Source organism: Paenibacillus sp. FSL L8-0708 (assembly GCF_038009325.1).
GTDB lineage: Bacteria > Bacillota > Bacilli > Paenibacillales > Paenibacillaceae > Paenibacillus_AQ > Paenibacillus_AQ odorifer.
The window spans coordinates 1,032,110-1,055,895 of record NZ_JBBPBC010000001.1 but is presented as its reverse complement, the minus strand read 5'-3'; the positions used below and the strand labels follow the sequence as shown (position 1 = coordinate 1,055,895).

Annotated in this window: 17 protein-coding genes; 8 read left to right on the top strand and 9 right to left on the bottom strand. The window is 45.5% G+C overall.

Features of this window, described 5'->3' with window-relative positions; translation table 11 throughout:
* Positions 1–531 precede the first annotated feature (531 nt).
* The 4 genes from NYE58_RS04745 to NYE58_RS04730 form a co-directional block, all read right to left on the bottom strand.
* Positions 532–1,497: an alpha/beta fold hydrolase gene (locus tag NYE58_RS04745; protein ID WP_076194460.1), complete on the bottom strand. Its 966-nt coding sequence runs from the start codon at positions 1,495–1,497 to the stop codon at positions 532–534.
* A gap of 142 nt (positions 1,498–1,639) precedes the next feature.
* Positions 1,640–1,795: a hypothetical protein gene (locus NYE58_RS04740; protein ID WP_179086866.1), complete on the bottom strand. Its 156-nt coding sequence runs from the start codon at positions 1,793–1,795 to the stop codon at positions 1,640–1,642.
* 26 nt (positions 1,796–1,821) lie between these two features.
* A complete protein-coding gene (locus tag NYE58_RS04735; protein WP_339246528.1) occupies positions 1,822–3,975 on the bottom strand; it encodes an alpha-galactosidase in 2,154 nt (717 codons plus the stop codon).
* Between the two features lie 25 nt (positions 3,976–4,000).
* Positions 4,001–6,553, bottom strand: a complete 2,553-nt coding sequence (locus NYE58_RS04730) for a beta-mannosidase (RefSeq protein ID WP_076276804.1) — start codon at positions 6,551–6,553, stop codon at positions 4,001–4,003.
* Between the two features lie 312 nt (positions 6,554–6,865).
* Here NYE58_RS04730 and NYE58_RS04725 point away from each other — a divergent pair, with 312 nt between their 5' ends.
* From NYE58_RS04725 to NYE58_RS04700, 6 genes are all read left to right on the top strand, one after another.
* Positions 6,866–8,212: an ABC transporter substrate-binding protein gene (locus NYE58_RS04725; RefSeq protein WP_076130663.1), complete on the top strand. Its 1,347-nt coding sequence runs from the start codon at positions 6,866–6,868 to the stop codon at positions 8,210–8,212.
* A gap of 107 nt (positions 8,213–8,319) precedes the next feature.
* Entirely contained in the window at positions 8,320–9,213 is an 894-nt protein-coding gene (locus NYE58_RS04720; RefSeq protein WP_076220068.1) for a carbohydrate ABC transporter permease, read from the top strand.
* Between the two features lie 2 nt (positions 9,214–9,215).
* Entirely contained in the window at positions 9,216–10,049 is an 834-nt protein-coding gene (locus NYE58_RS04715) for a carbohydrate ABC transporter permease (RefSeq protein WP_076130664.1), read from the top strand.
* 35 nt (positions 10,050–10,084) lie between these two features.
* Positions 10,085–11,917 carry a cache domain-containing sensor histidine kinase gene (locus NYE58_RS04710; RefSeq protein ID WP_076220069.1) on the top strand — a complete coding sequence of 611 codons (1,833 nt, stop codon included), beginning with the start codon at positions 10,085–10,087 and terminating at the stop codon, positions 11,915–11,917.
* Positions 11,918–11,934: 17 nt separating this feature from the next.
* On the top strand, positions 11,935–13,434 hold the full coding sequence (locus NYE58_RS04705) for a response regulator transcription factor (RefSeq protein WP_341001208.1): 1,500 nt from the start codon (positions 11,935–11,937) through the stop codon (positions 13,432–13,434).
* A complete protein-coding gene (locus NYE58_RS04700; RefSeq protein ID WP_081387489.1) occupies positions 13,406–14,185 on the top strand; it encodes a spermidine synthase in 780 nt (259 codons plus the stop codon). Before NYE58_RS04705 ends, NYE58_RS04700 begins: the two co-directional genes overlap by 29 nt.
* 87 nt (positions 14,186–14,272) lie before the next feature.
* On the opposite strand, the gene NYE58_RS04695 is transcribed toward NYE58_RS04700, so the two are convergent.
* From NYE58_RS04695 to NYE58_RS04675, 5 genes are all read right to left on the bottom strand, one after another.
* Positions 14,273–15,160: a sugar phosphate isomerase/epimerase family protein gene (locus NYE58_RS04695; RefSeq protein WP_076194375.1), complete on the bottom strand. Its 888-nt coding sequence runs from the start codon at positions 15,158–15,160 to the stop codon at positions 14,273–14,275.
* Between the two features lie 36 nt (positions 15,161–15,196).
* The gene (locus NYE58_RS04690; RefSeq protein ID WP_036686912.1) at positions 15,197–16,219 is read right to left on the bottom strand and encodes a LacI family DNA-binding transcriptional regulator; all 1,023 of its coding nucleotides are present in this window, start codon (positions 16,217–16,219) and stop codon (positions 15,197–15,199) included.
* Between the two features lie 68 nt (positions 16,220–16,287).
* Positions 16,288–17,865 carry a DUF3502 domain-containing protein gene (locus NYE58_RS04685; RefSeq protein WP_076105428.1) on the bottom strand — a complete coding sequence of 526 codons (1,578 nt, stop codon included), beginning with the start codon at positions 17,863–17,865 and terminating at the stop codon, positions 16,288–16,290.
* 80 nt (positions 17,866–17,945) lie between these two features.
* Entirely contained in the window at positions 17,946–18,842 is an 897-nt protein-coding gene (locus NYE58_RS04680; protein WP_076220416.1) for a carbohydrate ABC transporter permease, read from the bottom strand.
* A gap of 28 nt (positions 18,843–18,870) precedes the next feature.
* Positions 18,871–19,815 carry an ABC transporter permease gene (locus tag NYE58_RS04675; RefSeq protein WP_305953532.1) on the bottom strand — a complete coding sequence of 315 codons (945 nt, stop codon included), beginning with the start codon at positions 19,813–19,815 and terminating at the stop codon, positions 18,871–18,873.
* Between the two features lie 644 nt (positions 19,816–20,459).
* Here NYE58_RS04675 and bglX point away from each other — a divergent pair.
* Together bglX and NYE58_RS04665 are read left to right on the top strand one after the other, a co-directional pair.
* Positions 20,460–22,619, top strand: coding sequence for a beta-glucosidase BglX (gene bglX, locus NYE58_RS04670; protein ID WP_341001207.1), 2,160 nt, complete (start codon positions 20,460–20,462; stop codon positions 22,617–22,619).
* 116 nt (positions 22,620–22,735) lie between these two features.
* Positions 22,736–23,704 (top strand): metallophosphoesterase family protein, encoded by a 969-nt coding sequence (locus NYE58_RS04665; protein WP_076219775.1) that lies wholly within the window; start codon positions 22,736–22,738, stop codon positions 23,702–23,704.
* The last annotated feature ends 82 nt before the right edge of the window (positions 23,705–23,786 follow it).

Below are 23,786 nucleotides of genomic sequence, written 5' to 3'. Positions count from 1 at the left end.
ATCATTGGAAAGTACCATTCGATGAGTTGCTCCGTGTGCCACTGGTGAGGCTCCCCCATTCGATGAGTTGGTCACGCTCCACTGGTCGTACTCACCCATTCGATTAGTTGGTTACTCGCCACTGGTCGTACTTACCCATTTACTTACGGACCGTATAGCCACTATTTGCGAAAAAAACGCATATTTGAGATGGTATCGGACTCAGGTGCAGCTACTTACTCCAAAACACCCCCATACGGTCGCGATAATTAGCCAATAACGTCGCTGGGGTCCGAAAGTAGCCTCAATTGCCTCTTTTCCAGCAAATAAGGACTCCTGAGTCCGATCCGAAGCAGGGTACCTAGGAACCTAGCAGCAACCAAGGGAACTCTCCATCATATGTAGTCGGCGCCTTCTCATTCTTATCCCAGACCAGACCATAATGATTGGAGCATCGTTAACTGGTGGCACTCCCCCATATCTTACAGAATAATAAAAACCCGAACGAAAATCAGAGGAAATCCTGAAATCCGGTCGGCTCGACGGCAGCACTTATTTTATTTCTTTCATAAATGCCTGAAAGTCTTTTACGATTTCTTTTGCTTTAGTGCGATATAAATAATGTCCCTCTTCAAACTTCACTATTTTTCCATGCACAGAGTCCTTGATTTGCTTTTCATGCTCTGGTATCCATCTATCCGTTGCTGGTTGATTCGCTTGTATAAAGAAAATAAGAGGAAGATTTTTAGGAAATGTTAAGCTTTCAGCTGATTTAAAATTAGAATACATCATTCCAGCTTCATTTAATTGGGTGGGATTAAATATGTTTTTGCGATTGATCAGTCTCATTTGTTCTTTTGTTTTATCATCAAATGGTAGTTCAGCAATTGGGTCAGCACTAAATTTCATTTGCAATCTGATTAAACCGGATTTTTTGAGCAGATTTATAGCTCTTAATTCCGAAGCTTCGATCTTCCTCTCGCTTATCGATGGAACACTACTATCAAGCCCGACAAATGCACTCACTTCATTTTCATACTTGTTAACATAATCTAGTCCATATATCCCTGAAATAGAGTGGCCCATTAGAATATAACGGTCAATATTAAGAGCCTGTAAAGCTTCATGAATTTCACTTACAATATTCTCTGTGCTGCGCTCCTTTTTGGTCAGATCACTTAATCCATACCCAAAAGGCTCAATCATGACAACTTTGTAAAACGGCGACAGTTCATCTATTAATGCTTTAAAATCAAGAGCTGGCGCTGCTGTGCCATAACCCGGTAGTAGCACGACTGTTTCTTCACCTTTTCCTTGAATATAAACATTCATGTTTTTCCCATCTACGGGTACTAACTGACCATAGGGTTCTATTTTATTTTGTTCCGATTTATTGCTGATTAAATTAACTGTATAGACAATAGCGAGAAAAAGCACGATTGCGATGATTATTGCTCCTACTACTTTAAGTAGTATGTTTAGTATTTTACTTGTTCTCGTGCCCGCCTTCATTTTCATTCTTTCTTTTATTTCCACTCGTATCTTCTCCTGTCATCAGCTGTGTTTTGGACTACCATAACTAACTGCTAAGCTAAGATTAACCAATGAAGATGTACTCTCTATGACCTCAATATGAACGGAATATGAACATGCAAAAAAGCTATAGCGTCATGCACAAGGGTAGCTGCACAGGATGCCATAACAGGAGAAATATATGTGTGGAGGTGGATACGATCAAGGCTGCCTTGCCATCCGCAGCTTCAGCTGATTCAAATTCATCTTTGAACAAAAAAAGCAAACCACGAGCTAGGCTCATGGCTTGCTGATGACTTGCAATAAACTCTATTCCTGCACCTTCAATTTATAACATCCGCTAACAAAATCCTGCTGGATATCCGGCAGAGCCAGTCCAGCCTGCATTAGCCGATCACCACCGTAAACCTCACCACTTGCCTCCAGAATGTAATCCAGCTGCGGATTTAAACCATTCAGCTTCAGGCTACGGCGGGGCGGGTGCGGCACAGCCATTACCCGGAAGTAATAAACTAATGCCTCTCGCTGATCATCGGACACGAACATCCATGCTGTCTCATTGCCCTCAAACGGGCTTTGCAGCCGGTACAGATTACCTTGCTGCACAAGACTGCGGATTTGTTTATAGTTCGCAACCTGCTCCTTCACAAGTTCCTTCTCTTCGTCTGTAAACTTCGTAAGATCCAGCTCATAACCGAAATTACCGGACATAGCTACATCTCCACGAAAAGACAGCGGGGTGATCCGTCCTACCTGATGATTCGGCACGGCAGACACATGCGCGCCTATCGAACTAACCGGATACACCAGACTTGTTCCATACTGAATCTTCAGTCGTTCCACAGCATCGGTATCGTCACTGGTCCAGGTCTGCGGCATGTAATGCAGCATGCCTGGGTCGAAGCGGCCACCACCACTACAGCAGCTCTCGAACAGGATATGCGGAAACTCTGAAGTTATTCGCTCCAATAGCTCATACAGACCAAGCACATAACGATGAGCGGTTTCCCCTTGGCGTTCAGAAGGTAACTCTGCAGAGCCAATCTCCGTTAAACAACGGTTCATATCCCATTTCACATAACTAATGGGCACGGTCGAGAAAATCCGGGACAGTGACTCATAAATGTACTGACGTACATCCTCCCGAGTATAGTCCAGCACCAATTGCCAGCGGGCTTCGCTACGGCGGCGTCCCGGCACATGCAGACACCAGTCGGGATGCTTACGATAGAGCTCGCTGTCTGGCGAGATCATCTCCGGCTCGAACCAGAGGCCAAACTGCAAGCCTAGATTGTTCACACGCTGCGCCACATCAGATAATCCGCCAGGAAGCTTGCGCAGATCCTCTACCCAGTCTCCGAGAGAGGAGTTATCTGCGTCTCTTTTGCCAAACCAGCCGTCGTCCAGCACGAATAGCTCTATTCCGAGTTTCGCTCCTTCCGCCGCAATCGACTCCAATTTATCCGCATCGAAGTTGAAATAGGTGGCTTCCCAATTGTTGACGAGAATGGGCCGTTCCTTATCTCTATATAACCCTCTGCATAAACGGGTCCGGTACAAGCGATGATAGGTTCTCGACATTTCCCCGATCCCCTCGGAAGAATACACCATCACTACTTCTGGGGTCTGGAATTGTTCGCCTGGCTCCAGCAGCCAGGCGAAATCAAAAGAATTCAGCCCCATCGTAAACCGGGTCATCCCGAAGGAATCGACCTCTGCCTCAGCTTCAAAGCCTCCACTATATACAAGACTGAAGCCGTAGGCCTCTCCATGATTTTCATCCGTTTCAGGTTTCACCAGCGCTGCAAATGGATTTAACTGGTGGCTGCTCATCCCTCTGCGGCTCCCAATGGTCGTACCCCCTTGCACCAGACGTCTACGGGTCAGATTACCTTCCCTTGACCAAGCTCCTGCCAAATAGATCATATCCATATCGCCAGACGAGAAATCGACACTAGCACTCAGTGCACGCTGCAATCGCAGCTGTGTTTCCCCCGCATTGGTGAACTCCACAGAGCGGGTGATTACGTTGGTATGTTCAAAAACCGTATAGCGCAAAATAACACTCAGCTTGGCGTAATCATCCTTAAGTGTAAGCTCCAACGTCTGTGCTTCTTGCGCAGACTCAACATATACAGATGGCAGACCCGGCAGTGAGGGTTTACCCTCAACTACCCGGTACCCGCTGTATTTCAGCTCTGTAATACGAGTGCCGTCTTCGAGCCTAACTTGATAAGCAGGTGTTCTGAAATCTCCCGTGCCGTATTGGGGATATTCCTGCGGGAGCCGGTCGAGACCCCTATTTCCTCCCAGATTCAACAGCCCTTCCAAATTGCTGCCACTACGCAGCTTCTTGCCCCAATACACATGTGCCGGATAATCATTAACAAGCTGAAGAATATAACTCATCCCTGCGCTCTGTAAATGGAATAATCCCTTATCTTCCTGAACTAAAATCCCCATGTGCCAGTCCTTCTCTCCTTAGGATTTACAGCAAATCTTCGCTCACAAAATCAACCATCGATTGAACCTTTAGCCCTTTAGGTGCGGCAGGAATCCAGTCTCTTCCATCGTTCCCGCGTTGTGAGAACTCTATCGTCTTGGTCTGACCTGGGAGAAGGTCAAAATAATTGTCAGAGAATATTCCTTCCTCTTCCGAAGTCAGGTATACACCTCTAGCCAATACATCACTGGTCACGGTGAAGCTTAATCCACCGCTCTCTGGAGTTTCCAGCACGGTAATTACTGAGCGCTGCAATGGAATTTCTTTTTCCGGAGTAAAATAATGCAGCTTGTGATCTATCACCTGGCCATCCGCCTGCAAGCAAATTCCAAGCAATACATCACCCACCCCTTGACCTTCTAGCAGCTCTGCCACAGGAGACGAGAATACGATAGCAGCAGAATCAGCTCCCAGCTCAACGGGATGTGCCCACTCTCGCAGCACCGAACCGTTAAACTGATACAAAGTAAGCACCAACTCAGCGCTCACTGCTGTTCTTAAATCAGATACGACATGAATGTCTACCTTCTCACGGTCTGTACCGTCGATAGACAACAGAACATCTTTGAAGCTTGAACGCACGGTATATTGCAGGGCTTTCCAGCGCCCGTTATAATCCATGCCCGCCCAAGAAGCCACCGGCCAGCAATCATTCATCTGCCAGTATAAAGTGCCCATACAATAAGGTTTATTTCTTCTGTGGCTTTCAATCGCGATTCGGATCGCTTCGGCCTGCAGGATTTGACTCATATATAAAAAGGCTTTGAAGTCCTTTGGCTGCGGCAGATACATATCCATATATTCTTTGATCAGCAGATTACCGCGACCATTCTTCTGATGCGCCAGCATCACCTCTGAGGTAAGCTCCAAATCCTGCTCTTCTGCATAGCTCATTACCGTTTTTAGTTCCGGGAACGACTGGAAGCCATATTCACTCATGAAGCGGCCAACCTTTGTATTATAGTTCTCAAAAGGCTCGATCCCGTGCCACACGCCCCAGTAATGCACATCCCCTTCGCCCACAATCCGTGTCGCATGCTGATTAATATCACCAGTCAGCTCCCGCAGCGGCGAAGACGGCCAGTAGTCCACTCCCGGATGGAACGCGGCTACAGCCTCCGGCAGAATACGGTGGAAGATTTTAATATAATCGGCCCACATTGTCGTTCTTTGCTCAGCGCCGAGTTTTTCTTTCCAGCCCCAGCCCATATTTTCCTCGAACTGTGACCAGGCCGAATCAATCTCGTTGTTGCCACACCATAAGGCGATGCAGGGATGATTGCGCAATCTTTTGACGTTGTATTCGGCTTCTTTTTTCACATTTTCAAGGAACGCCTCGTCTCCGGGATACATACTGCAAGCGAACATAAAGTCCTGCCAGACCAGCAGTCCGTATTCATCACAGAGCTGATAAAAAATATCTTCTTCATATATACCGCCACCCCAAACGCGCAGCATATTCATATTCGATTCTACTGCCGTGGCAATTTCATGCCGATACCGCTCCTCGGTTACTTCTGTGGTGAAGCTGTCATTTGGAATATGATTGGCACCTTTGGCGAAGACGGAAACTCCATTCAGCGCAAAAGAAAACGAAGCTCCTTTGGCATCACGCTCCCGAATCAATTCAATACTGCGGAGTCCGGTTTTTACACTTTTGCTAACCTCTACTTCCGCATCTTGTATCAATTCTGCCTGGAATGTATATAAATGAGGCTCTCCGAACCCTCTGCACCACCAGAGCTGTGGCTCGGATATAACAATATTCATCTCTAATTGCTGCTTGCCTTCTTCTAAAGTAACCGCTTGCATCCACTCCAAACCATCGGCACTTATTCGCAGCATTCCCCGCCAAGCAGCAGGAGCATCCACTTCTACAATTGCGGTCAGGCGAGCTTCTTCCTTAGCAATCACATTTTGACGGATATAGAGGTCTGTAATTTGAACGGTGTCACGTCCCACCAGAGCTGCCGCACGCCATATTCCACTGGTCAAGAAACGCGGGCCCCAATCCCAGCCGTAATGATAAGGTGCTTTGCGCGCAAAAATACTAATCCGTTGTTCATCTAATCCCCCAAGCTCGGATTGATCATTCGAGGCAGGCAGCGCGTAACCCAGCTTCGCTAATTTCGGTAAATCTTCCTTAACCACAGAGCGGAACTTCACCCGTATATTATTTTCTCCAGTCTTTAACTGATCTTTGACATCCACTTTCCATGCCAGAAACATATTATCAGCAGCGAGCACATGTACATTATTCACGTACACATCTGCATAAGTATCCAGTCCCTCAAAAACTAGCTCCGTACAAGCAAGCTCCTGCCACTCTTCCCCCAACTGCAACGAGGTTTGATATTCCCAGTCCTTCTTATCGATCCACTGTAGATCATGTTCATTTGTTCCATAAAAGGGGTCTGAAATCTTCCCGTTCTTTAGTAAATCCGTATGGACTGTACCTGGCACAGTCGCCGGAAGCCACTCCTCATCACCACAGCCTCTAAATTCCCACTTCGCAAGATCCATATGCAAATGTTTCATAATACCTCCTAAAAGTTTTGTAAGCATAGACTTCTCTGAATGACTTCGCGCAAAACTCGCTTCGGAAGCAGATGCCTAAAGTTTTGTAAGCATAGACTTCTCAAAAATAGCATAAGACTTCAATTAATTCATTGAACCCTTTTGATATTCTTTGTATTTTGTTATCTGATTGTTAGGTACATGCTAATTATAAACGCAGAAACAAAACAAATAAAGACAATAAATAATAATACAATACATTTATTAACGGCTCCGATAAAGCTATAATGTTCATGTAAACGCTAACAATAAAAACGAAAAGGGGATTAAACTATGAGAAATAAGTTATTTTCGTTATCCTTTGTTATGATTATGGTCTTATCTTCAACACTTGCTGGTTGTGGTTCGAATAATGACAACACCACGAATAACGGTGCTGCCGCAACTGAAAAGCCCGCAGCAACTAACGCAGAGAATACCGGCGGTGACACGAATGCAACTGCCGAACCTGCAGCAGGAGCTGATATCAGCGGCAAAATCACCTTCCTAACTAACAGAACAGACATGATCGGCAAAGAATATGACGAATATTTAAAGCGCTTTAATGAAAAATACCCGAACATTAAAGTCGAATTCGAAGCTTCCCAAACCGACTATAACCAACAGGCTAAAGTCAGAATGGCCAGCGGCGAGCTTCCAGACGTTATGTTTATTCCTTCCATCCCTAACTCCGACCTGCCAAAATATTTTGCTTCACTGGATGATCTCGGCTTGAACGATCAGATCACCTTTAAAGACTTCAAATCCTTTGATGGTAAGCTTTACGGAATTACTACAGGGAACTCTACTTCCGGTATTGTTTATAACAAAACAGCATTCACTGATGCCGGCATCACCGAAACGCCTAAGACTTGGGATGAATTCCTGGCTGCCTGCGAGAAGCTGAAAGCAAAAGGTGTTATTCCAATGTCCTCTAACTTTAAAGACAAATGGCCACTTGGTACTTGGGCTTATGACACACCACGCTTAATTGAAGGCAATCCTGATTTTCCAAATGCTAAGCTGAACTCTGAAACACCATTCACTATGGACAACGGTTATGGCAAAGCCTTCAGCCTACTTAGAGAGCTCAATGAAAAAGGCTATCTGGAAAAAGACATCAACTCCACCAACTGGGAGCAATCGAAAAAGGACATCGCTTCCGGCAAATTCGCTATGTACTATCTTGGCAACTGGGTTATTAACCAAGTTATCGGAGCAGGCGCTTCTTCAGACAATGTTGGCTTCTTCCCATTCCCTTATGACAATTCGGGTAAACCATCTGCTACCCTTAGCCCTGACTTCTTCTATGCCGTTGCCAAAAACAGCAAAAATTTAGAGGCAGCTAAAGCCTTCGTAAAATGGATGATTGAGGATTCAGGTTATGAGGATTTCGCCGGCTTTATCTCTCCATTAAAAGGCAAGGAATCCAATCTGACTCAGCTGAAAGAATTCCAAGCTACCGGAGTAGAACTGGTAGAAGGAACTGTTGACGATGCAAAGGTTACAGAAATCGGCAACAAGGCACAGCTGGATCTCCCTGCTGTTGTACAGGAATTTGTACTTGCCAAAGATCCACAAACCGTATTAGACAAGTGGAATAAAGCTTGGGCTAAAGCCAAGAAGGACCTCGGTTATTAATTTGAGCTTTTGATTCGAAGTACACTACGGAGCAAAATGGATTATTGCTTTTACGGATAATCCATTTTGCCTTTCCATACCACGTTTTTATGAAAGAAGGGCTAGCGATGTTCGGAACACTTTCCTATAACAAACAGAAGACGATTATCATTGTATCCTTCCTCACGATTCCTTTGTTGCTGCTCGCAACATTCACGTATTATCCGGCACTCAAGCTGATTTATTACAGCTTTACGAACTGGGATGGCTATAGCCCTGAGAAGCCTTGGGTCGGTCTCGATAATTACCGCGAAGTCTTCTCCAACCCCGATATTTTCAAGGTATTTACCCATAACTTTGCTTATTTCGCGATGGGAATTCTCCAGAATATCGTCGCTATTTATTTTGCGATTGTGCTCAATAGTAAGTTAAAAGGAAAAAATGCATTTCGAATCTTACTGTTCCTCCCTTACATTATGAACGGTGTCGCCGTCGCCTTTATGTTTGGTTATGTCTTTGACACCACCAATGGCTCTCTGAATATGTTCCTGAATAGCATTGGTCTTACCGGACTAGGACAGACCAGTTGGCTTGGAACAGAAGGACTGGTTAACTATTCTCTGGCGTCCACAGGATTTTGGCGTTTCATGGGTTATAACATGGTAATCTACATCGCCTCCTTACAGGCCATTCCAAACGATATCTATGAGGCCTCAAAGATCGATGGTGCCGGACCTTTTCAAACACTTTGGAGAATTACTTTACCGAATATGAAGCCAGTCATCCAGCTTAACTTATTTCTTACCGTCACAGGGGCACTGGAAGTATTCGATCTCCCCTTCGTGTTGACCAAGGGCGGCCCCGCAGGCGCCAGCGAAACATACGTACAAAAAGTTGTAGATACTGCATTTGCTTACAATAATTACGGCCTCGCTTCTGCCATGAGTATTATCTTGCTCTTCTTTGTCGTCGTCGTACTGTTAGTACAGCAACTAGTTCTAAGCCGGGGAGGGGACAAATAGATATGACATACTCCAAATTTCGCTTCACAGATGTTATTAAATACTTCTCGCTGCTTATCGGCGTATTTGTTGTACTCTTTCCTCCGTATGTGGTCATCGTCAATGCCTTTAAATCCACTGACGAATTTAACAGCAGCAGCTCCATGGCACTGCCAAAAAGCTTTTTGAATTTCGATAATTTCACTGCCGTTTTCCAGCGCGGGGGTCTACTTAACGGATTTGGTAATGTGTTAATCATTATAGCTATTACTTTAATTCTGAACATCCTGTTCGGCACTATGGTAGCATTTGTATTGGGACGCTTCTCTTTCAAATTGAAACCCGTAGTCTTTGGTGCATATCTAGTAGCCACCATTATTCCTAGTATCACGACACAAGTGGCGACTTTTGGTATCATCAAAAGCATGGGGCTTTACAATACACTTGGCGCCCCGATCGTGCTTTATATTGGAGCGGATGTAATTCAAATTATTTTATATCTGCAATTTATCCGTAATATTCCCGTGGATCTCGATGAAAGTGCGATGGTAGAAGGTGCCTCTCTGTTCAGAATCTATCGGTCGATTATTTTCCCTTTACTTACGCCAGCTACGGCTACTTTGATTATTCTGAAAACCATTAGCATTTACAATGACATGTACATCCCTTACCTCTACATGCCGAAACAAAGCCTTGGTGTAGTTACGACGATCCTAATGCGTTTTCAAGGAGTCAATTCGGGGGAATGGAATTTAATCTGTGCGGCTATTCTGCTTATCCTGCTGCCAACAGTAATTCTATATTTCTTCCTGCAGCGTTACATCTTTGAAGGCGTAACCAGTGGAGCGGTCAAATAAGGTAGGTAGCTTATTACAGGAAAGGAACAACGCAAATGCTATCATACATCCGGTTAACTTTACGCAAAATGTGGTTGTTCCTTGCCAATCTACCGATGGAGCGCAAGCTGATTGTTATCTTTGTCTTTCTGATCTCTCTGCCGATTACTTATGTAAGTTATCTATCGTCCCGCTCCATGTTCAACTCGGTTCTTGTGAATGCGACTGACGGTGCGGGTCAAATGACATCGAATGCTTCAGATACCATCGACCGATATATTGCCGACCTCAAAAGATATACAGCCCTGCCGCTGTATAACACCGATGTGCAAGTCTACCTGACACAGCAAAATACCGACTGGGAAAAAAATACGGGCATGGCGATGTTCCTTAGCTATTTGAATCATACTAAGGAAGAGATCATTGCCGTGTATTTGGTGGATCAGTACGGTTCTGTCTTTTATGATAAAGACGCTGGAATTAATGAACTGTATCCAGAGGAACGATTAGCCAAATGGAGAACCATGAGTGAAGATGCCGGAGCAGCGCCTGTCATTCAGGGCAGACATACGATCCGCACCAACTCGAATGTCCATAAAGAGGTCTTTAGTGTTCTGCGTACGATTAACTCTGTAAGCACATTGCAGAATATAGGAATTCTCGTTTTCGATGTAGACATCAATCTGTTTAAGGGCATTATCGATCCCGTAAATGCAGTTACGCAAGGAAACACGTTCATTGTAGATAACAATGGAGATCTGATTTATGCCAGTGAAGATTCCGCGGTTCCGAATCTGGCTGCCGATACACAAACTCTGAATACAAAGCTGTTGCTGCAGCAAGTAAATCAGCAGCAGGATCATTTTCAAATAGACTTGAATGGCCAGTCTTATCTTGCAGTGTATACCGTCTCGAAACAGACCGGGTGGACCACTATGGTTACGATTCCTTTAACACGTATCCTGTCCCCTGTACAAAAGAATCGTAATACGCTTATCTTGACCACACTGATTATCATTGCTTTTGCACTTTTTGTTGCGACTATAATTTCCCATGCCCTGACCAAACCCCTTAAATCCTTGGTCCGCTTAATGAAACGGGTGCAGCATGGTAATCTGGATGTCTGGCAGCATTCCAAATATAATGATGAGATTGGGATGCTGGGCAGTCATTTTAATCGGATGATCATAAGGATCAAAGATCTGTTACAAGAAGTGTCCATCACGGAGAAACGGAAGCAAAAGGCTGATATGCGGGCGCTTCAAAACCAGATTAATCCCCATTTTATTTATAATACGCTGGAATCCATCCGCATGCTTGCAGAGAGCAATGATGATCCACGTGTGGCGAAGCTAACCTATTTACTTGGGCTTCAAATGCGTTACAGCATTGTCCGAAACGAAGAGGCTGTTACAATTAGACAAGAGCTGGATCATGTGAGAAATTATTATCAGCTGCTGGAAATCCGATTCCCAGACAAGTTCAGACTTAACATCGACGTGCCGGACGAATTCCTTCATCTTCCTGTTATTAAGCTTGTCTTTCAACCGGTCGTAGAAAATGCTGTCTTTCACGGTTTGGATCAAAAGGTAGGACTGGGCACCTTGAGCATCACCGCATGGAGCGAGCATGGAGATGCCGTATTCTGTGTAGAAGATGATGGGATCGGTATGGATGAAACCACCCTTCGTTCCTTAAACAATAGTCTGCAGACTGGAACGGACAATGAAAGGTTCGGGATTGGACTACGAAATGTAAATGAAAGAATTCGCCTGCATTACGGCAGTTCGTTTGGTCTGCTTGTTGAGAGTGAGCTTGGAATCGGCACTCGTGTTACCCTGCGCATTGCGGATATTAACGCTAAATACAGTGAAGATGAATTTATTTAGGAGAGGGGCTGCTCAGATTGCTGCGTATTGCGATTGTGGATGATGAGATCTTAATCCGCGAAGGACTGGCCCGAATGATCAGTAAAGAAAGCGCCGAATTTCTGGTCATCGGCACCTACTCCGACGGAAAACATCTATTAGATAAGTTAAGCACACTTCAACTTGATGTTGTGATTACAGATATTCGTATGCCGCAAATCAATGGCTTGGAGCTGATTAAACAGTTAAAAGCCACCCATCCGCAGATCTACTCTATTCTAATGAGTGGATTTGTTGAATTTAATTATGCCCGAGAAGCCATCCGCAGCTCAGCTGTAGACTATTTATTAAAACCAATTAATAAAGAGCAGCTGTTCGAGCTGCTTTATCGGCTAGACAAAGAACGGCAGCTCGCGCGCGACAAGGAAGAACGCCACCGTTCCGGGCTTTTATTGACAGTCTTACATATCGAAGAGCCCTCTTCCCCTCTCCTATTATCCAGCCTTACCTTGCCCCAGCCTTATTTCTCGGTCTTTGTCCTCAAAGGGAGCGCCAGAGAAACCGTCTGCTCCTGCGCAGACAGTCTGCGGCAAGAGAAGGCGTTGAGCTTCGACAGCTTGGAGATTCAAAAAGGACTCTACGTCTGGATTGTATATTCTGCTGAGCCGCTGTCAGACAACGATTTAAAAGATATCGGTGACATTATGCGGATATCTGCACACGGAAAGATCCTACATGTAGGTACCAGCGGTTGTTATAATGAGGTATCCAAGCTTAGACAGGCATACCTAGATGCTAAACAAGCCTGCAACATGGGCATATATAATCCGGAGCCTGTACATTACGCGAATATTCAGAATATTCAACAGCCGGAGATGAACCTCCTGGATCACTTTAATACAATTAGAGAACCGCTGATCCATAACCTGCAGATTCTGAATGTGACAGGCGTCTTAGAATGGATTCATGACCTGTTCTCAGTGCTGAAAGCACAACAAGCCGGTCCTGACCAAATTCTCCGGGTCTGTCGATGGGTTGAAGAAACTGCACAAAAGGAACTGCAAGAATTCGAGGCCCGCAATAAAAGTGCTCCCGACCTCAGGTTGGATGACAGAATTGCGTCCAGCATGAGCTTTTGCGACATTGAGGAGATGTTTACCGCTCATTTCACAAACATTCTGACCGAAATCAGAACCCATCGTCTGGAGATGTCCGGCACAGCCATAGAAACCATAAAACGCTGGATATCCGCTAACTATAATCAGCATGCGGATCTGAACACTTTGGCAAATATGGTTTTTTTGACTCCAAGCTATTTAAGCAAGCTGTTCAAGCAAGAGACCGGACTTACACTGACGGACTACATCACGAAAATTCGGCTGCGCAAAGCCAAACATCTGCTCAAGAATGCTCCCGACCTGAAGGTTCACGAGATTGGGGCAGAGGTTGGATATGGCGATCCTGCCTACTTCAACAAGCTTTTTAAACGTGTTGTCGGGGTTACACCCAATGAATATAAACGAATTAGTATTGTATAAGGAGATTGATCACTTGCATTCAGAGCTTCAAAGAAATAGCGAAAATCATGAAATAACCGTCTACGACACAACAGAACTATATGGTGAAAAAGGCTCCTTCCGTGTTATGCAGTTCTCGAATCATGCCACTCAAGGTGCGATGGATCTTAATGACCCGCAACGGATTCTCTTTGAATATCCGCGGGCCATCATTCACTTCATGGAGTTCAACCTCCCCTCTTTTGAGGATGTTTTTCTTATTGGGCATGGAATTGGAACAATTGCCGGACATTTTCCGGACAAAAGATTTAAAGTAGCCGAGCTAGACAAACAAGTAGTCGAATTAAGCCGCCGCTGCTTTGGATATAGTCAAGATAACGTAGTGATCGGTGACGGACGTCAGATCCTTGAAGGCGAAGACCCGCAGGTATATGATTACATCATTTTGGATGCCTTTACTGCCGCTGGTACACCAAGGCATTTGATCTCCCGTGAATTTTTCAGTATTACCCGTTCGAAGTTGAACACAAGCGGATATATTCTCATGAATCTAATGGGAAAAGGTGAACATGACCCGCTGATCAACGCGATTTATACGACGCTAGCCGAAGAGTACGCCTATATCAGAGCCTTTTCCCTGCCTTCAGAAGGGGCTGCCGATATCCAAAATATCATTATGGTTGGCGGCAGCACCCCTATCCGCTTTCAAGCCCGCCATTTGGCTGGCTTCAAAGAAATACAGCTGGGACAAGGATATCTGATTCAGGATTAAATCAGGATTAACTATAAAAAATGACCTCATCCTCCACTTCACTGTGGATTTCGAGGTCATTTTTGGGTTGTTTTCATACGGCACCATTTAAACCGGATTAGGCACAAAGCTGCCACCACGGCAATATTTCAAGTAATTCAATGCATGCACCTGGCCGGTCATTTCCAGCTCATCACGATACACTGGATCATGCCAGCCTTCGATATCAATCGTACCTTTATAACCCGCTTGGCGCAGGATGGTGATTACATCTACCCAATTGGTATCCCCGAAGCCAGGGGTTCGGTCCCATACATAAGGTTTGGGGCCATGAATACCGTATTCCTTAACGATGTCCCAAGCGATGGTCGCATCCTTGCCATGCACATGGAATACTTTATCCATCCATTTGCGCAGCTGCGGAAGCGGATCAATCAATGCGATCATCTGGTGGCAAGGCTCCCATTCCAATCCCAGATTATCCGCCGGAACGGCATTGAACATCTTCTCCCAGGCCGAAGGATTGTGAGCGATGTTCCACTCTCCGCTCTGCCAGTTTCCGCCCATAGCGCAATTCTCAAAAGCAATCCGCAGGCCACGATCTGCCGCTCTCTTCGCCAGTTCTCCGAACACCTCTGTAAACTTCGGGATGGACTCATCAATGGACAAACCTGGCAATCGGCCGGTGAATCCGCCTATAATATCTGTGCCAAATAAATGTGCATGATCAATCAGCCGCTCCCAGCTTGCCAACGTGTCGGCATTGTCGCCGCTGCCTGCGAGCGGATTGCCATAGATGCCCACAGAAGAGATGACAAAATCATGTTCAGCAGCTAACTCCCTCAGTCGTGCAGCCGTTTCTATCAAATCGGTTTCGCCGGTGGTCTGCCAAAAGTTCAGATTAAATGATTCAAATCCATGCCCCACAATTTGTGGAATGACCTTAACGGCTTCTCCACCACGTACAATCGTACCTATTCTCAGTGTATCTTGCATTTCGGTTCCACTCCAATAAAGGTTTATAGTGTGATCTTAACGAGGTTTAATCATCTTGCAGGAACCACGCTTGAGCAATACCGCATCATAGACAATATGCTGATGGTTTGAACGTCCGGAAATGAGATCAAACAGAACACCTACACTGGATAAGGCCATTTCCGTACCCGGCTGGCTGATTGTATCAAGAGAAGGATGATAATATTCAGCCATCTCGATCCCGTCAAAGCCAATGATCGAAATATCATCAGGGATAGATAACCCCGCGGTAAGCACCGCTTTGGCAGCACCGATGGCAATCGTGTCGGAAGCGGCAAATATAGCTGTAATTCCCTTATTCTTGTTGAGCAGTCTCCGCGCAGCATTAAATCCCGAGCTGGGACTGTATTCACAATCCTCAACCAACCCTGAATCATAGGGCAGACCCTGCTCTTCGAGTGCTTTTTTGTAGCCTAAATACCGCCGGTTGCCCGTGGTTTCATCCAATAATGGAGACTTGGCTAAAAAGCCGATATTCGTATGACCTAATGAGATCAAATAATTGGTAGCCTTATAGGCTTCCTTCGTTTCATTGATAATAACGCTGGAAAAAATAAGCGGGTTCACTTCCTGCGTTGAGGTGATCGTTGTCAGCACAAACGGAACCGTCAGCTGTTTGAACTTCTCTTCAGAATGATCATAGGTTCCACCCATGAAGATAATCCCGCACAGATTTTTCTCCTTCACCAGTTGAATTGCAGCATTGATTTCATCGGTCCCATCCTCTACTTGCTGGATAAGAAACGGGTAGCCCCGCAGATTGACCTGCCGTTCAATTTCTCTGATCATATTAGAGAAAAAAGGATTGGTAATCCCCTTGACCATAAGTGCAATGTTCTTAGATTGTGTAGTTTTCAAATTCCGCGCGTTGGAATTGGGAATATAATTGTATTCCTTAACCACACTCATCACTTTCTCACGTGTAGACTTGCTCACCGGTCCCTTGTTATTGATTACCCTGGAGACCGTCGAGATGCCCACACCGGAAATCCGCGCGATATCCTTGATATTTACATCCACTTTACTCCCCCATTTATGGGTAAAGGAGCTATATCGAATTATAGCTCCCTTACACCCCTTAACTTTCTTTAGTTGACAGGAACAAACGCAGCCAATTGCTTCTCTACTTCGGCAATGACCTTGTCAACTCCTGCTTTTTTCAACTGATCACGGTACTCCGCAACAGCTGCTTTTGGATCTTTGCTTGTTTTACCAAGCATCAATTGAATACCGAGCTGTGAATTCACGTTGGAAATCGAAGCAATTTCAGTTGTAACATTGGTTGGATCAAAGCTGAAGCCATTGTAAGGATCATCGATAGCCACTTTATCCCATTCTGCGAATAAGGAGTTACGGATTGGGTTTTCTGTATCCGTAGGAACTACGAATTTGTCATTACGAAGTGACCAAGCAGCGAAACCTCCGCCGTCCGTTTTATCGTTGAAGCCTGCAGGCTGCTTTTTAACACCATTTTCCATCACATATTGTTTGCCTTCAATACCGTTTTGGATGAGGTTGTAGTAGCTTTCATCGGTCATGAACTTCTCGATCACCATCAGAGCGCGCTCTGGATTAGCTGAGTTCGTGCTGATTACAGTCGAGTTGTCAACGCCCATCTTACGTTTGATCTTCTTATTAGCTTCCGCAAAAGTAAAGAAGTAAGGATCTGATTCCGGTTGCGCCTTCAAATCCGCACCGTATTGGCCGATCCAGTCCTGAGCATGAGTCAAATAACCTGCGGAGTTAGCTGCTCTGAAGTTATCCTTGCTGCCTAGGGTTGCAGACAGCACATCTTTACTCCAGTAACCCTTATCCGCCCATTCACGCATCTTCACAGCCCAATCTTCAAATTCCTGAGTGAAAGCTGGATGGAAGACGGTCTTGTAGTCCTCTGGACTTTTGGTCACAAGATTCAGCTCATTCAAAGATATACCAGGAGCGTTAAGCCACATCCCTGTAGTATCTACGAGCATTCTGAACATATTGGCTGCATCTTCTGCCTTGCCGTTAATTGGTGGGAAGGACTCATTAGCAACCACATTATCCATGTATTTAACCATATCATCAATGGAAGTGATTTTGTCCATTCCATATTTCTTCAGCAAGTCAGAACGATAGGCATAACCGGCAGGTGTGTATTCGCTATAAAGACTTGGTACACCGTAAATTTTGCCTTTGTATTTTGTATTCTCCCACACACTTTCCGGGATTTCCGCTTTTAGCTTAGGAGCAACTTTATCCAGCATATCTGTAAGGTCCACTAGAGCGCCTTCACTAGCCAATGTGAAATAAGACACCGGAGCTCCGGGAGATGCATGCGACATATCAAATTCTTCGCCTGAAGCAAATAGCAGCGGGTACTTAGTAGCGATATCCGGCCAGTCAATATACTTCACTTCAATCGTAGCGTTTAGATCAGCTTTGAGCTTCTTGTTAATCTCAGCGAGGATTTCTTTATTTTTAACTCCTTCGCTGCCCCACAGGTAGTACACCAGCTTAGCTTCCTTGGAAGTATCCACTCCGCCTGCATTGGCTGATGCCTCTGGAGCTTTCGTGGCTGCCGGATCATTACTCGGCTCATTGTTGTTCTTGGATGTGCAGGCTGTCAGTGCTCCAGTAAGCATGAGGACAGCAATTAAAGAAGACGCGATCTTTTTACCTTTCATTTAGGTAAGCCTCCCTTTTCTCTTCTATTTATGAAACTTTCATTTATAATAAACGCTCTTCGAAAAGAAGATTGCGTCCATTAACCCTTTACAGCCCCGATGGTGAGGCCTGTTACGAAATAACGCTGTACAAATGGATACAGGAGAATAATCGGTCCAGTGGCCAGCACAGCTGTAGCCATCTTGATGGATTGCGTCGGAAGATCAGCAGTATTGATGACCGCTCCCGAGTTGATTAGCGCTCCTAAGTTCGTCTGATTGACCATTCGCTGCAAAAAGTATTGGAGCGGATATTTCGTCGGACTGTCAATATACAACATCCCGTTATACCACTCATTCCAAAAGCCTAGTGCTGAGAAAAGCCCAATAGTAGCCAAGGATGGAACCGCCAGCGGAATAAATATCCGCCAATAGATGCGAAAGTCGCCAGCACCGTCAATGGTAGCGGATTCATATAAAGAATCCGGAATCGCCTTCATGAAATTACGCATCAGGAAGATGGACCATGCACCAACTACACCCGGAAGAATCATGGCGAATAAGTTGTCCTTCATATGCAGGTGCTTAACCATCAGGATGTATGTCGGAATCAAGCCGCCACTGAATAGTGTTGTAAAGTAAATCAAGAAGGAAAAGAAGTTGCGGTACTTGAAATCCTTACGGTTGAGCACGAATCCGGCCATCGACATCATAAACAGTCCGAGTACCGTACCCACTACGGTGATGAAGATAGTTACCTGATAAGCATTCACCAGCTGAGTAGAGTTGTTGAATAGCATCTCGTAAGCCTTAAAGGAAAATGCCTTCGGCAGCAGCTTGTAGCCTTCACGAACAATTTCCTGCTCGTTCATGAACGATGAGGAGATCATCAACGCGAAGGGAAATAAACAGAATAGCGCAAAGATAGCGATACAGATATAACTGACTGCTTTTATGAGAATGCTTCCGGAATCCTGTTTGATTGTACTCTTTTCCATATTTATCACCCCTGTTTCGTGTCTAGTCTTAGAACAAAGCGCTGTCCGGTTCTACCTTGCGTACAATAAAGTTAACTACAAGCACCAGGATCAGACCGAATAAGGATTGGTAGAAGCCCACTGCGGCACCCATAGAGAAGTTGAATTGTCCCACCAGTGAACGGAAGACATAGGTATCGATGATATCTGTCTGCGGATACAGTACAGAGTTCGTACCAATCAGATTATAGAAAAGGTCAAAGGATCCCTTGAGAATTCCACCCATACCGAACAGTAGAAGCAGAATAAAGGTTGGCTTCAGAATCGGCAAGGTCATGTAACGGATTCGCTGCCAGGTAGTCGCTCCATCCATATAAGCAGCCTCGTACAGATCATGATTAATCCCTGTGATCGTTGCCAGATAAACAATCATTCCATATCCGGTACCCGCCCAGATCTTGAAAGCCACAATAATATATTTCCAGATGCCCGGATCGGAATAGAACTCGTAACGGTCTAGCCCCATTCCAGTTAACATCGTATTGATAAACCCGGAATTGAAATTGAATATATTGTAGGCAAACACACCGACGATAACCATGGAGATGAAATTCGGTAATAGGATAACGGATTGTGATATTTTTTTGAACCACTTGCCTGAGATCTCAGACAACATAATGGCAAATACTATTTGAATGATATTACCTAAAGCTAGAAAGACGATATTATAGAGCAGCGTATTCTTGGTAATATTCCATAGATCCCCATTTTGAACCAGAAACTCAAAGTTCTTAAGGCCGATAAAGTTACTTCCAAAAATCCCCTTATTGAGCTTGTAATCTACAAATGCGACGTAAGCTCCAGGCATTACAGCATAGTGAAAGATAACGAAATATACGATTACAGGCAGCAACATTAGAAAAAGAACTTTGTTCTTAATGACTTCCCGAACAATGTTTCCACCCACAAGCTTCAGTCTCGCCAAAGTGCCCACCTCCAATTTGAAAGATGCATTCAGTCACATGCATAAATTACCTTCCTTTCTTGTCCAGCAGCCAGAATAAAAACAGTTTGCCCAACCTTCATAAAAAAGTGTATCGAGTGTTGTAGAAACGTTTCCAGTGTTTCTGTAAAACTCTCTGTGTGAGAAGCATACTCCCAAAATGTATGCGCTGTCAATTCATTTTATTTTTGAATTACAAGTACTAAAGTTACATATTTCACGTAAAAAAATATAAATTAGCTGTTTTTCCAAAGGCGATTGACTTTTTTTGGTGTTCAGACTAATATCGAGGTGTATCGTTTGTGGAAACGTTTTTATACTTTTCATTCATAGACATGTCAGTCTCCATATGTAACATCTTAATGATGCAATCCTCTTCTGATTTAATTTATGCCTCAGCCCTGTATCCGAAGAGAGAAATGCTATGATTTTCACAACAAATGAACCTGATTATAGCTCAGGCCCATTCCGCATCTCGGAGCTGTGTGCCAGGAGAGTAAACGGTTCACTCCCATCCTTAGTCGCCTATCTAACGTAAGTTTTGCTAATAAAATCATGCTTACGCTGCCCGGCGGGGAACTACACATCTATTTAACAAACTAACTTTCAATGCGCTCACGAGGAAGGAGTTAACCATGACTAAAACGTTTATCCAAGATCTTGTGAACGATATGACCCTGGACGAAAAGCTGGCCCAATTAACCCAGCTAGGTCCTCACTATTGGGGTTTGGACGATACCGTGGATTTAACCGGACCATTTAAGGAACTGAATATTAAGCCGCAGGTAATGGAGAGCATCGGAAGTGTTCTGAATGGTATTGGAGCCCGGAATGTAATCGAGCAACAGACCCGACATTTGCAAACCAGCCGACAAAAGATTCCTCTGCTCTTCATGGCGGATGTCATTCACGGCTACCGGACCATCCTCCCGATTCCGCTGGCTATGGGCAGCAGCTTTGACCTTGAAGCCTGTGAAAGGTTTGCTGAAATCGCCGCCAAGGAGAGTGCGGCTGCCGGCATTCACGTCACCTTCTCGCCCATGACTGATCTCGTACGCGACCCGCGCTGGGGACGCGTCATGGAGACATCTGGTGAGGATCCCTATCTGAATGCCCGTGTCACCGAAAGTATGGTGCGGGGTTATCAGGGCAAGGACCTAAAAGAAAAAGGACGCATCGCTGCCTGTGTGAAGCATTTCGCTGGTTACGGTGCTCCCGAAGGCGGACGGGAATACAACACGGTGGATATGTCTTCCGGCGTATTGCGTGAGTTCTACCTGCCAGCCTATAAGGCTGCCGTAGATGCTGGTGTGGCCATGGTGATGGCCGCATTTAATACCATTGACCGTATCCCGGCAAGTGGTAATTCCGAGCTTCTTCACGGGATTTTACGGGAAGAATGGGGCTTCAACGGCGTTACCATCGCCGATTTCAATTCCGTTAATGAGCTGATTCCCCATGGCGCCGCGATAGATGGCCGTGAGGCAGCCGAGAAAAGTCTGGCTGCTGGGCTGGATATTGAGATGATGTCCACTCACTATCTAAACCACGGCGCTGCTCTGGTCGAGGAAGGAAAGCTTGATATCGCCTTGATCGATGAAGCTGTTATCCGGGTGCTTGAGCTCAAGGACGCGCTTGGCTTGTTCGATAATCCATTTAAGGATGCAGATCCGCTGGTGGATGAGGCTCCGAAACCTAGCGCGGAGCATCTGCAGGCCGCACGGGAGCTTGGAGCTAGCTCAGTTGTACTGCTCAAAAACGACAATGATGCTTTGCCCCTTAAACGTGGCATGAAGATTGGTCTGGCTGGTCCTTTCGCCACCTCCATTCATGTGCTGGGCGGTTGGGCCGGGACAGAAAAAGATCCGGCTGTATCACTCTACACCGGCCTTTCGCAAAAAACATCTGCCGAAAATATTTTTACGGCCATGACTGGTGAGCTCGGAAGCATGCTTGAGGGTATTTTTGATGTGGAGGATGAAATTGAAGACGCCTACCAGGCGCTGAAGGATTGTGATGTAATTCTCGCCGCTGTCGGTGAGAATCAGCAGGATACCGGGGAAGGAGGAAGCAAATCCAATCTCCGCCTATCGGCTAATCAGGAGAAGCTGATCTGGCGTCTGAAGGATACCGGAAAAAAGGTCGTCACCATTGTATTCAGCGGCAGACCACTGGAGCTGAAACCCGTTCTTGATGCCAGCGACGCTCTGCTGCAGGCTTGGTTTCTGGGTACAGAGTCAGGAAATTCGCTGGCCGATGTGCTGTTCGGAGATTATAATCCTTCCGGACGTTTATCGATGAGCTTCCCCTACTCGGTTGGGCAAATTCCTGTCTACTACAATGCTTATCAAACGGGACGTCCTTATGATCCTATGTATCCTAATGTGCGTTATGTGACCCGTTATCTGGACTGCCCAAATGACCCGCTGTTCTGTTTTGGTTATGGCCTGAGCTATTCCAAGTTTGCTTACAACAGCTTCAATGTTGAAGCTGCGGATCGGGTTGTTGCCTCCATTGAAGTTGAGAATACTTCGGACATCGCCGGCAAGGAAACCGTTCAGCTCTACATCCACGACGTCAGCGCAAGTGTCGTGCGCCCGGTCAAGGAACTGAAAGGCTTCCAGCAGATTACACTCGCACCGCATGAGAAACAGGTGGTTTCCTTCGAAATCACCAGAGAAATGTTAATGTTCTACGGAAAAGACGATCAGTTGGTCTTCGAGCCTGGGGAATATGATATTATGATCGGTAGAAACTCTGGAGATCATTGCACTCAGCGGATCTGGATCGGCTGACCTGCGTATAGCTATGCTTCTAACGACGTCATCCCTCAACGCCCTCTTGGCGCAATGAGTGGTTGGCGCCTCCACAGCTTGCTATTCAATATTCGATAGTAAGGGAGATTATTCTAATGAGACACAGTTTATCATTTCAGCAAGATGGCACTTTTAAAATCGTACAATTTACAGATCTGCACTGGATGGATGGAAGAGCTGAGGATCAGCTTACCGAGGCACTGATGGAACGCATTCTGGATGCGGAACAACCTGATCTTGTGGTTTTCACGGGAGATCTTATTTACACGGGTCCTGTATCACCGGGAAACAAGGCATGCGAGCACCCCGCACAAGCTTTTCGTGAAGCTGTCGCTGCCGTGGAGAGATCCGGCATTCCTTGGACCTTTGTATTCGGCAACCATGACACAGAAACTCTGATTTCAAAGAGTGAACTGATGCAAATTGCCCTGGAACATCCCCACTGCCTGACCGAATCCGGTCCAGAAGAGCTGGAAGGCTCGGGCAATTACACTCTTGAAATTAAAGATCAGGAGGACGACTCGGCTGCTATTTTGTATTTTCTGGACTCTGGCGGCTACTCCGAGTATGAGGATATCCCGGGCTACAATTGGATTGGGCGGAATCAGATCAACTGGCTGACGGCTGAATCTGCGCGGCTGAATCCGAAGACTGCTGAGAACAGGCTGCCTGCCTTGGCTTTCTTCCATATTCCAATTCCCGAATATCGGGATGTCTGGTCTACACAAGTCTGTCATGGGCATAAGTTTGAGCGTGTATGCTCACCTGAGGTGAACTCGGGCTTATTCTCAGCTTTGCTGGAAATGGGTGATGTGCTTGGCACCTTCTGCGGACATGACCATATCAACGATTTTAGCGGCAACCTGTATGGCATACGTCTTTCTTATGGCCGTGCTACCGGCTACAATACTTATGGAAAAGAAGGCTTTATGCGGGGAGCACGCGTCATCGAGCTGGTCAAAGGCACTCAAGACTTCAATACCTGGCTTCGTCTTGATGACGGATCCGTTATAAATGAACAGCCGATTCATATGCCTGAACCTGCTGCCGATTCAGGACATTAATCTTTTATAGGATTAAATTTTAATAGTGATTAAATGAACCAGTACGCAGATGTTGTGCTGGTTCATTTTTTTGTGCAAATAT

What these genes read in the sequence shown, in the direction of transcription:
- NYE58_RS04745 (WP_076194460.1), bottom strand. Translation starts at nt 1,497, where the DNA reads ATGAAAATGAAGGCGGGCACGAGAACAAGTAAAATACTAAACATACTA.
- NYE58_RS04740 (WP_179086866.1), bottom strand. Translation starts at nt 1,795, where the DNA reads ATGAGCCTAGCTCGTGGTTTGCTTTTTTTGTTCAAAGATGAATTTGAA.
- NYE58_RS04735 (WP_339246528.1), bottom strand. Translation starts at nt 3,975, where the DNA reads ATGGGGATTTTAGTTCAGGAAGATAAGGGATTATTCCATTTACAGAGC.
- NYE58_RS04730 (WP_076276804.1), bottom strand. Translation starts at nt 6,553, where the DNA reads ATGAAACATTTGCATATGGATCTTGCGAAGTGGGAATTTAGAGGCTGT.
- NYE58_RS04725 (WP_076130663.1), top strand. Translation starts at nt 6,866, where the DNA reads ATGAGAAATAAGTTATTTTCGTTATCCTTTGTTATGATTATGGTCTTA.
- NYE58_RS04720 (WP_076220068.1), top strand. Translation starts at nt 8,320, where the DNA reads ATGTTCGGAACACTTTCCTATAACAAACAGAAGACGATTATCATTGTA.
- NYE58_RS04715 (WP_076130664.1), top strand. Translation starts at nt 9,216, where the DNA reads ATGACATACTCCAAATTTCGCTTCACAGATGTTATTAAATACTTCTCG.
- NYE58_RS04710 (WP_076220069.1), top strand. Translation starts at nt 10,085, where the DNA reads ATGCTATCATACATCCGGTTAACTTTACGCAAAATGTGGTTGTTCCTT.
- NYE58_RS04700 (WP_081387489.1), top strand. Translation starts at nt 13,406, where the DNA reads ATGAATATAAACGAATTAGTATTGTATAAGGAGATTGATCACTTGCAT.
- NYE58_RS04695 (WP_076194375.1), bottom strand. Translation starts at nt 15,160, where the DNA reads ATGCAAGATACACTGAGAATAGGTACGATTGTACGTGGTGGAGAAGCC.
- NYE58_RS04685 (WP_076105428.1), bottom strand. Translation starts at nt 17,865, where the DNA reads ATGAAAGGTAAAAAGATCGCGTCTTCTTTAATTGCTGTCCTCATGCTT.
- NYE58_RS04680 (WP_076220416.1), bottom strand. Translation starts at nt 18,842, where the DNA reads ATGGAAAAGAGTACAATCAAACAGGATTCCGGAAGCATTCTCATAAAA.
- bglX (WP_341001207.1), top strand. Translation starts at nt 20,460, where the DNA reads ATGACTAAAACGTTTATCCAAGATCTTGTGAACGATATGACCCTGGAC.
- NYE58_RS04665 (WP_076219775.1), top strand. Translation starts at nt 22,736, where the DNA reads ATGAGACACAGTTTATCATTTCAGCAAGATGGCACTTTTAAAATCGTA.